This window comes from Actinosynnema sp., assembly GCF_052038725.1.
In genome coordinates this window covers 1-8,134 of record NZ_JBQGCX010000042.1, presented here as the reverse complement: position 1 = coordinate 8,134, position 8,134 = coordinate 1, and the positions used below count along the sequence as shown (strand labels likewise).

General features: G+C 74.2%; 9 protein-coding genes. All 9 read right to left on the bottom strand.

Translation table 11 applies throughout. From position 1 onward, the window contains the following. Positions 1-308 (bottom strand): sirohydrochlorin chelatase (locus ACTUAL_RS00810; protein ID WP_440898913.1); only part of this gene is annotated, 308 nt, incomplete at its 3' end. Beyond that, positions 305-1,159, bottom strand: coding sequence for an ABC transporter permease (locus ACTUAL_RS00805; protein WP_096497642.1), 855 nt, complete (start codon positions 1,157-1,159; stop codon positions 305-307). The genes ACTUAL_RS00810 and ACTUAL_RS00805, both read right to left, overlap by 4 nt. 118 nt (positions 1,160-1,277) lie before the next feature. Then, the gene (locus ACTUAL_RS00800) at positions 1,278-2,066 is read right to left on the bottom strand and encodes an ABC transporter ATP-binding protein (RefSeq protein ID WP_440898912.1); all 789 of its coding nucleotides are present in this window, start codon (positions 2,064-2,066) and stop codon (positions 1,278-1,280) included. A gap of 30 nt (positions 2,067-2,096) precedes the next feature. After that, complete coding sequence (locus tag ACTUAL_RS00795) at positions 2,097-3,176, bottom strand: ABC transporter substrate-binding protein (RefSeq protein WP_218181579.1); 1,080 nt, start codon at positions 3,174-3,176, stop codon at positions 2,097-2,099. Between the two features lie 38 nt (positions 3,177-3,214). Then, positions 3,215-4,549, bottom strand: coding sequence for a sulfate adenylyltransferase subunit 1 (locus ACTUAL_RS00790; protein ID WP_440898911.1), 1,335 nt, complete (start codon positions 4,547-4,549; stop codon positions 3,215-3,217). Then, positions 4,550-5,449 carry a sulfate adenylyltransferase subunit CysD gene (gene cysD / locus ACTUAL_RS00785; protein WP_177154534.1) on the bottom strand — a complete coding sequence of 300 codons (900 nt, stop codon included), beginning with the start codon at positions 5,447-5,449 and terminating at the stop codon, positions 4,550-4,552. Continuing rightward, positions 5,446-6,141 (bottom strand): phosphoadenylyl-sulfate reductase, encoded by a 696-nt coding sequence (locus tag ACTUAL_RS00780; protein WP_177154535.1) that lies wholly within the window; start codon positions 6,139-6,141, stop codon positions 5,446-5,448. Before ACTUAL_RS00780 ends, cysD begins: the two co-directional genes overlap by 4 nt. After that, positions 6,138-6,296, bottom strand: a complete 159-nt coding sequence (locus ACTUAL_RS00775; protein ID WP_096491893.1) for an Insertion element protein — start codon at positions 6,294-6,296, stop codon at positions 6,138-6,140. The genes ACTUAL_RS00780 and ACTUAL_RS00775 overlap by 4 nt, the downstream gene beginning before the upstream one ends. Beyond that, a complete protein-coding gene (locus ACTUAL_RS00770; RefSeq protein ID WP_440898910.1) occupies positions 6,293-8,029 on the bottom strand; it encodes a nitrite/sulfite reductase in 1,737 nt (578 codons plus the stop codon). The genes ACTUAL_RS00775 and ACTUAL_RS00770 overlap by 4 nt, the downstream gene beginning before the upstream one ends. Positions 8,030-8,134 lie beyond the last annotated feature (105 nt).

The following is an 8,134-nucleotide window of genomic DNA, read 5'->3' as shown; positions in this document are numbered from 1 at the left end:
CCGAGCACCTCGGCGGTGCGCAGCCGCAGCTCCGGCAGCCGCCGCCCGGCCTCGGCGAGCAGCGCGGGCAGGTCGACCTTCGCGTGGAACGCGCTGCCCAGCAGCAGCGGCACCACCACCGCCTCCCGGTGGCCGTCCGCGCGGACCGCCCGCAGCACGTCCGGCAACCTCGGCGCGGACAGCTCCAGGAACGACGCCCGCACGTCCAGCTCCGGCCGCAGCGCCCGCACCACGCCGAGCAGCTCGTTCACCACCGCCGCCGACCTCGGGTCCCGGCTCCCGTGCGCCACCGCCACGAGCGCGCTCACGCCAGCGCCCCCGTCAGCCCGCGCGCCCGCAGCACCGCCCGCTCCAGCGGCCGGAACAGCAGCAGCTCGATCCCCACGCCGACCAGCAGGATCAGGAAGATCGCCGCGATCACCATCGAGATGTCGTTCAGCGACGCCCCGTTGTGCAGGTACTGCCCCAACCCCTCACCCAGCTGCGGCGAGGTGGCGATGATCTCGGCCGCCATCAGCGACCGCCACGAGAACGCCCACCCCTGCTTCAACCCGGCCAGGTAACCGGGCAGCGCGGCGGGCAGCAGGATGTGCCGCGCGGACGCCAGCCGTCCCGCCCCCAGCGCCTGCCCGACCCTCGGCAGCAGCGGCGGCACCTGGTCGATGCCCGCCACCAGGCCGTTCGCGATCGACGGCACCGAGCCCATCAGCACCACGAAGTAGATCGTCGCCGGGGTCGCCCCGAACCACAGGATGCCCGCGGGCACCCACGCCACCGACGGCAGGCTCTGCAACCCCGACAGCAGCGACCCGATCGCCGCCCGCACCAGCCGCACCTTCGCGATCAGCAGCCCCAGCGGCGTCGCGATCACCACCGCCGCCAGGAACCCCAGCACCGCCCGGTGCACCGACGTCCACAGCACCTCGGCGGCCCGCCCGGTGCGCACCGCCTCCGCCACCGCGCCCCACACCGACAGCGGCGACGGCAGCCGGTACTCCGGCCACAGCGCCGCCGCCCACAGCGCCTGCCACACCACGAGCAGCAGCGCGAACGCCACCAGCGGCGGCAGGGCGGTGCGCGCCACCCTGCGCCACACCGACGGCGGGCGCTCCCCGATCGGGGTGTCCAGCGCGTCCAGACCGGCCCCGACCGCCGCCAGGTCAGCGGTCGACCGCGCCCCGCCCGGCGAACCGGACCCGGAGGACCCAGGCCCGGAGGACCCAGGCCCGGAAGACCCGGAAGGCCCGGACCCGGAGGCCCCCGACGGCTCTTCGACCTCAGGCTGCCGCGTGACCACTGATCACCTCCCGCAGCCGCCCCGTGACGTCCTCGATCAGCTCGGCCGGGTCCCGCCCCTCGACGGCCCACTCCCGCACGACCCGCCCCGGCCGCGAGGACAGCAGCACCACCCGCTGCCCCAGCCGCACCGCCTCGCGCACGTCGTGCGTCACGAACAGCACCGCCGTGCCGGTCTCCCGCCACACGCGGGCCAGCTCGGACTGGAGCACGTCCCGCGTGATGGCGTCCAGCGCCGCGAACGGCTCGTCCATCAGCAGCAGCCCCGGCGCACCGCCGTCGGCGCTGCCCTGGGTGGACGCCAGCGCCCTGGCCAGCGCCACCCGCTGCCGCATCCCGCCGGACAGCTCGTGCGGGCGCTTGCGCCCGACCCCGGACAGCCGCACCAGCTCCAGCAGCTCCCCGGCCCGCGCCCGCCGCTCCCCGCGCCGCACCCCGGCCAGCCGCAGCGGCAGCTCCACGTTCCGCTCCGCCGTCAGCCACGGCATCAGCGCGGCCTCCTGGAACATCACCGCGGGCCGAGACGTGGTCAGCCCGATCCGGCCGGACGTGGGCGCGTCCAGCCCGGCCACCAGGTTCAGCAGCGTGGACTTGCCGCAGCCCGACGCGCCCAGCAGGCAGACGAACTCACCGGGCGCCACCTGCAGGTCGACCCCGTCGAGGGCGACCACGGCGTGCTGCCCGGTCCCGAACTCCTTGCGCACCCCGGTCAGGGTGACGGCCGCGTCGACGCCGGATCGCGGCGCCGTGGTGCCGAGCGTGGCGGTCATGGTGTGCCTGCCTTCCTCGTGGGGCCCTCGCTACTTCCGGTCCAGGCCCGCGGCGTCCACGGCGGGCTCACCGGCGGCCTTCAGCACCTCGTTGAGGGGCCCGAAGTCGGCCAGCCCCGCCACGTCCGCGGCCTCCTTGGCCACGCCCGCCGTCACCGCGTCCTCCGCGAGCTGCGGGAACGCCGAGGCCTGCGGGTCCAGGGTCAGCTCGATGCCCTCGAACGCCCGGTTCAGCACCGGCTCGCCCAGCGCCTTGCCGGTCAGCTTCTTCAGCGCCTCGTTCACCGTGGTCTTGGCGCCCGCCGCGTCGTCCCGCGCGTACTTCGTCGCGGCGAGGTGCCCGCGCAGCAGCGCCTGCACGGTCTGCGGGTGCTCCTGCAGGAACTCCGTGCGCACGATCAGCACCGTGGTCGGGAACTTCCCGCCCTCCCACAGGGTCTTCTCGTCCAGCAGCACCTTCGCGCCCGCGTCGACCACCAGCCGCGAGGACCACGGCTCCGGCGCCCACGCGCCCTGCACCCCGCCGGAGCGGAACAGGTCCAGGCTCTGCGAGTTCTCGGTGTTGGTCACGTTGACCTGGTCGGGGCCCGCGCCGATGGCCAGCCCCTGGTCGGACAGCCACTTCTTCAGCGCCACGTCCTGGGTGTTCGCCAGCTGCGGGGTGGTGATGACCTTGCCCTTGAGGTCCTGCGGGGAGGTGATCTCCGGCTTGACCACGAGCTGCGCGCCGCCCGAGGTGGCCCCGGCGATCAGCTTCACCGCCTCCCCACCGGACTTGGCGTAGGCGTTGATCGCCGGGCCGGACCCGATGAACGTCGCGTCCAGCGACTCGCCCAGCAGCGCGTTCACCGCCTCGGGCCCGGCGTTGAAGGTCTGCGTGGTCAGCTTGGTCGAGCCCAGCTCCCGCTCGAACAGCCCCCGCTCCACGCCGATCAGCGCGGACGCGTGGGTGACGTTCGGGAAGTAGCCCAGCCGCAGCTCGGCGGCGGCCCCCTGGTCGGCGGCGGGCGCGCTCTCCTCGGCGCGCTCGGCGCGGGAGCAGCCGGTCGCGACGGCCAGGGCCGCGAGCAGGACTGCGGTGGTCTTCACGGCGCGGCGGTGTGCTCTCAAGGGAGGGGAACCTTTCGGGGAGAGGGGGAGGGAGGTCGTCAGGGGCCGGGGGAGACCAGGGCGCGGCCGTCGGCGAGCGCGACGCCCCCGGCCCTGGCGCCCGGCGCGTCCGGTTCGGGCAGCGGCGCGCCCACCAGGCCCGCCGCGAGGGTGCCGCCGTCACCGGCGTCGATCACCAGGAACGCCCCGGTGCGCCGGTCGCGGGTGTAGTCGTCCACCGGGACCGGCTCGGCGGTGCGCACCCGCACCTGGCCGATGTCGTTGAGCCGCAGGGCGTCCGGCGCGCCCGTGCTGGCCAGCGCCTGCTCGTCGAACCGGGACAGCAGCTCGGTCACGATCGCCTGGACGGTGCGCGTGCCGTGCTTGACCAGCACCCGCGCGCCCGGTGCGAGGGGCTTCTCGGCCAGCCAGCACAGCGTGGCGGTGAACTCGTCCACCACCTCCGGCGCGTCACCGGCCGCGATCAGGTCGCCTCGGGAGACGTCCAGGTCGTGCGCCAGCAGCAGCGTCACCGAGCGGCCCGCCGCCGCCTCGGCCAGCGGGCCGTCGGCGGTGTCGATGCCGGTCACCGTCGTGCGCGACCCGCCGGGGAGCACGGTCACCTCGTCGCCGACCCGGACCGTGCCCGCCGCGACCTGCCCCGCGTACCCCCGGTAGTCCGGGTGCTCGGCGGTGCGCGGCCGGATCACGTACTGCACCGGGAACCGGAACGGCGCGTCGTGCGGGTCCGGCTCCACCGGCACCGACTCCAGGTGCTCCAGCAGCGTCGGCCCCGAGTACCAGGGCGTGCTCGCCGACCGGTCCACCACGTTGTCGCCCACCAGCGCGGAGACCGGGATCGACACCACCGAGTCCTCGGCGAAGCCCAGCGCGGAGGCGTGGGCGGCGAACTCCTTGGCGATGCGGGAGAACACGACCTCGTCGTAGCCGACCAGGTCCACCTTGTTCACCGCCAGCACCAGCCGGGGCACGCCCAGCAGCGCCAGCACCGCCGCGTGCCGCCGGGTCTGCTCCACCACGCCCCGCCGCGCGTCCACCAGCAGCACCGCGAGCTGCGCCGTCGACGCGCCGGTCACGGTGTTGCGGGTGTACTGCACGTGGCCGGGGGTGTCGGCCAGCACGAACGTGCGGCGCGGCGTCGCGAAGTACCGGTAGGCCACGTCGATCGTGATGCCCTGCTCGCGCTCCGAGCGCAGCCCGTCCACCAGCAGCGACAGGTCCGGCGTCGCCAGCCCCCGGTCCGCGCTGGCCCGCTGCACCGCGTCCAGGGTGTCCGCCAGCACCGACTTCGTGTCGTACAGCAGCCGCCCGACCAGGGTGGACTTGCCGTCGTCCACGCTGCCCGCCGTGGCCAGCCTCAGCAGGTCGCTCATCTAGAAGTACCCCTCCCGCTTGCGGTCCTCCATGGCGGCCTCGCTCATCCGGTCGTCGGCGCGCGTGGCGCCCCGCTCGGTGAGCCTGCTGGCGGCGACCTCCGCGATCACCGCGTCGATGTCGGCGGCCTCGGACTCCACCGCCCCGGTGCACGAGCCGTCGCCGACCGTCCGGTAGCGCACCGTCTTCTCCACCAGCTCCTCGCCCGCGCGCGGCCCGCCCCACGGGCCCTGCGCCAGCCACATGCCGTCGCGCAGGTACACCTCGCGGCGGTGCGCGTAGTAGATGGGCGGCAGCTCGATGCGCTCGCGGGCGATGTAGTGCCACACGTCCAGCTCGGTCCAGTTCGACAGCGGGAACACCCGCACGTGCTCACCGGCCCGGTGCCTGCCGTTGTAGAGGTTCCACAGCTCCGGCCGCTGCCTGCGCGGCTCCCACTGGCCGAAGGCGTTGCGCAGGCTGAAGATGCGCTCCTTGGCGCGGGCCCGCTCCTCGTCGCGCCTGCCGCCGCCGAACACCGCGTCGAACCGGTTCGCGGTGATCGCGTCCAGCAGCGGCACGGTCTGCAGCGGGTTGCGGGTGCCGTCCGGGCGCTCGGCGAGCCTGCCGTCGTCCAGGTAGTCCTGCACCCGCGCCACCTCCAGGCGCAGGCCGTGCCGGGCCACGACCTCGTCGCGGAACGCGATCACCTCGTCGAAGTTGTGCCCGGTGTCCACGTGCAGCAGCGGGAACGGCACCGGGGCGGGCCAGAAGGCCTTGACCGCCAGGTGCAGCAGCAGCGTCGAGTCCTTGCCGCCGGAGAACAGGATCACCGGGCGGTCGAACTCGCCCGCGACCTCGCGGAAGATGTGCACCGCCTCGGACTCGAGGCGGTCGAGCGCGTCCAGGGCCAGAGTCATCCGTGCAACCCGCATTCCGTCTTGGCGGTGCCCGCCCAGCGGCCACTGCGCGGGTCGGCGCCCGGCAGCGGCTTGGCGGTGCACGGCGCGCAGCCGATGGAGGGGTAACCCGCCTGCACCAGGGGGTTCTCCAGGATCTTGTGCTCGGCGAGGTAGCCGTTGAACTCGTCGTCGGACCACGGCGCGATCGGGTTGACCTTCACCAGCCCGTTGCGCTCGTCCCACTGCACGATCGGGGTGTCCGCCCTGGTCGGGGCGTCGACGCGGCGCACGCCGGTCACCCACGCGTCGTACCCGGCCAGGGTGCGGCGCAGCGGCACGACCTTGCGCAGGTGGCAGCAGCGGCTCGGGTCGGTGCGGTTGAGCGGCCCGAACTCGGCCTCCTGGTCGGCGGCGGACTGCTCGGCGGCGGCGTTGACGATCCGCAGCTCCGGGTAGACCAGGTCGACCGCGTCGCGGGTGCCGATGGTCTCGGCGAAGTGGTAGCCGGTCTCCAGGAACAGCACGTCCACGTCCGGCTTGACCTTCGCGGCGAGGTCCACCAGCACCGCGTCCTGCATGTTCGACGCGACGATCCAGCTGTCGCCGAACGTGCGGGCGGTCCAGGCCAGGGCCTCCTCGGCGGTCGCGTCGGCCAGCTCGGCCTGGGCGGCCTCGGCCACGACCCGCAGGTCTTCCTCGATCCCGCTCACCCGCGCACCTCCTGGGGCAGGTTCAACCCGATGAACTTGACCGTGAACACCCGGCGGCAGGCCGAGCACAACCACGCGTGCGCGGGCTCCTCCTGGGGGCGGAGGTCCTCGTCGCCGCAGTAGGGGCAGTGGAAGGGCGTCGCGCGCTCGCTCACCGCAGCAGCCCCTCGTCCGCGCGGGCCACCCACTGGGCGAACCGCTCGTCGCCGTCCCGCCCGGCCAGGTAGTGCCGCACCACCCGCTCCACGTACTCGGGCAGCTCGGCCGCGGTGACCTTGTGGCCGCGCAGCTTGCGCCCGAACCCGGCGTCCAGCCCGAGCCCGCCGCCCAGGTGCACCTGGAAGCCCTCGACCTGGCGGCCGTCGGCGTCGGTGACGATCTGGCCCTTGAGGCCGATGTCGGCGGTCTGGATGCGCGCGCACGAGTTCGGGCAGCCGTTGAGGTGCACCGAGATCGGCGCGGCCACCCCGGCCACCACGTCCGCGAGCCGCGCCTCCAGCGCGGTGACCAGCTCGGCCGCGCGTGCCTTGGTCTCGACGATCGCGAGCTTGCAGAACTCCAGCCCGGTGCACGCCATCACCCCGCGCCGCCACGGCGAGGGCTCGGTGGGCAGCCCGAGCGCCGCCAGGTCCGCGCGCAGGCCGTCCACCTCGGCCTCGGGCACGTCCAGCACGACGAGCTTCTGCTGCGGGGTGAGCCGCACCCGGTTCGACCCGGCCCGCTCCACCGCCTTGGCGACCTCCACCAGGGTCGACCCGGACACCCGGCCCGCGATCGGCGCGGCGCCGACCGCGACCAGGCCGTCCTTCTGCCGGTGCACGCCCACGTGGTCGCGGGCGATCTCGGGCACCTCGGGAGCGGGGCCGTCGAGGAGCTTCCGGTGCAGGTACTCGTCCTCCAGGACCTGGCGGAACTTCTCCGCGCCCCAGTCGGCGACCAGGAACTTCAGCCGCGCCCGGTTGCGGAGCCTGCGGTAGCCGTAGTCGCGGAAGACGCTGATCACGCCCTCCCACACGTCCGGCACCTCGTCCAGCGGCACCCACGCGCCCAGCCGCTTCGCGATCATCGGGTTGGTCGACAGGCCGCCGCCCACCCACAGGTCGAAGCCGGGGCCGTGCTCCGGGTGGACGACGCCGACGAACGCCACGTCGTGCACCTCGTGCGCCACGTCCGGCAGGCCCGAGATGGCGGTCTTGAACTTGCGCGGCAGGTTCGAGAAGCGCGGGTCGCCGATGTAGCGGCGCAGGATCTCGTCGATGGCCGGGCCGCCGTCGAGCACCTCGTCCTCGGCGATGCCCGCGAGCGGGGAGCCCAGGACGACGCGCGGGCTGTCGCCGCAGGCCTCCATCGTGGTCAGACCGGCGGCCTCCAGGCGCTCCCAGAGCGTGGGGACGTCCTCGATGCGGATCCAGTGGTACTGGACGTTCTGCCGGTCGGTGATGTCGGCGGTGTCGCGGGCGTAGGTCTGGGAGAGCTCCCCGATCAGCGCGAGCTGCGCGGTGGTCAGCCTGCCGCCGTCCACCCGGACGCGGAGCATGAAGTGCTCGTCGTCCAGCTCCTCCGGCGCGAGCGTCGCCGTCCGGCCGCCGTCGATCCCCGGCTTGCGCTGGGTGTACAGCCCGTACCAGCGGAAACGGCCCCGCAGGTCGGCGGGGTCGATCGAGGCGAAACCGCCCGGCGCGTAGATCGACTCGATCCGGGCGCGCACGTTGAGCGGGTTGTCGTCCTTCTTGCTCCGCTCGTTCGGGTTGAGCGGCTCGCGGTAGCCGAGCGCCCACTGGCCCTCGCCCCGCCGCTGCCGGGCGCGCGGGGACGCCGGCGTCGAGGGTGGTGTCGAGGGTGGTGTCGTGGGCGTTGTCGTCGGGGGCGACGTCGTCGGGGGAACCATCCGCTGGCCTCCGGAGGTGGAGTGGCGGCGCGGTGGTGCGCGTGGCGAGCCCGGTGGTGCGGTGGTGGAGGCCCCGTCAGCGCACCCCGGCGCCTACGGGAACAA

Excerpts from the sequence above, each read along its gene's own strand:
- ACTUAL_RS00800 (WP_440898912.1), bottom strand. The coding sequence starts at position 2,066 with ATGACCGCCACGCTCGGCACCACGGCGCCGCGATCCGGCGTCGACGCG.
- ACTUAL_RS00790 (WP_440898911.1), bottom strand. The coding sequence starts at position 4,549 with ATGAGCGACCTGCTGAGGCTGGCCACGGCGGGCAGCGTGGACGACGGC.
- cysD (WP_177154534.1), bottom strand. The coding sequence starts at position 5,449 with ATGACTCTGGCCCTGGACGCGCTCGACCGCCTCGAGTCCGAGGCGGTG.
- ACTUAL_RS00770 (WP_440898910.1), bottom strand. The coding sequence starts at position 8,029 with ATGGTTCCCCCGACGACGTCGCCCCCGACGACAACGCCCACGACACCA.